The organism is Geomonas sp. (assembly GCF_056994735.1).
On the sequence record NZ_JBXKJL010000042.1, the window covers coordinates 1 to 1198 of the forward strand.

Annotated in this window: 2 protein-coding genes; one reads left to right on the forward strand and one right to left on the reverse strand. The window is 57.6% G+C overall.

The annotated features are described in order from the left end of the window. A partial coding sequence (locus AC11W3_RS02040; protein ID WP_484092405.1) for an alanine dehydrogenase occupies positions 1-539 on the reverse strand: 539 nt, incomplete at its 3' end. 300 nt (positions 540-839) lie between these two features. Here AC11W3_RS02040 and AC11W3_RS02045 point away from each other — a divergent pair. Next, positions 840-1198, forward strand: a 359-nt coding sequence (locus tag AC11W3_RS02045) for a universal stress protein (protein WP_484092406.1), incomplete at its 3' end; no start/stop codon positions are given.

Here is a 1198-nt window from a genome sequence, read left to right on the forward strand (position 1 = left end):
CCCACCACCCCGCCGCCGAGGACCACGACGGTGGCCGGCGGCACACCGGGAACCCCTCCCAGCAGGATGCCGCGGCCGCCCTGTGTCCGCTCTGAATACTTGGCCGCCTCCTGGGCCGCCATCCGTCCCGCGACTTCGCTCATCGGGGTGAGCAGGGGGAGGGTGTTGTCGACGTCGGTTATGGTCTCGTAGGCGATGGCGACGGCGCCGCTTTTCACTATCGCCTGCGTCAGTTCCTTGGAAGCTGCGAAGTGGAAGTAGGTGAAGACGATCTGTCCGGCGCGGATCAGCTCGTACTCGGAAGGCTGGGGTTCCTTGACGTGCATAATCAACTCGGCGCGGCTGTAGATCTCCGCCGGGGCGGCGACGATTTCCGCTCCAGCTGCTTGATAGGCCTCGTTGCTGAAGCCGCTCCCGACTCCGGCCAGCGATTCAACCAGCACGGTGTGTCCCTTCGCCACCATGACCTCGACCCCGGCCGGCGTCATCGAGACCCGGTTCTCCTCCGTTTTTATCTCCTTCAGTATGCCGACGATCATGGCTCCCTCCCTTAAACCAGAGCTCTGCTCCCACCAAGGATTGGAGGAAGAGTATGTGACGGAGCAGCTTCTCTCTATTAAAGCCGCAGCTACTGTCATAAGCGAAACAGTGTTGAAATCTATTCTCACTGGGATGCCCGCACCTGTCAATACGCTAAATGCCACACCTTTAAAATACTTCAGTCATCGCAGCCTGTTATGTCATTGGAAGCGTTTGAAATTAGCTGTTTTAAAAACAGTGACAATGAATTATAGTTGTGCAGCCGTTACTGAAAGAATCTCCTTTTCCGGAGGAAGCAGATGCTCAACCTGCGCAAGAAAATCCTCGTTGCCATCGATGGTTCCCCGCTCTCCGACAAGGCCGCGGAAGAGGCGATCAGGATGGCGGCCGGCAACCCGAGTCAGTTCAAGAGCAAGGTCTACGGATTGCTGGTGCTCCCCAACGCCCCCCGAAACACCTTCACCGATTTTGTCCCTCAGAAGCCGATCACCGAGCAGGATAAATGGGCCGAACTCAAGGAGCGGATCTTCTATGTCATTGAGAAGAACGCAGCCGAAATGGAGGTGCCTCTGGAGACCGCCGTGGTCTACGGTGATCCGGCGGAGGAATTGATCCGCTTCGCTCAGAAAGAGGAGATCGACGTCATCGTGATCGGCAG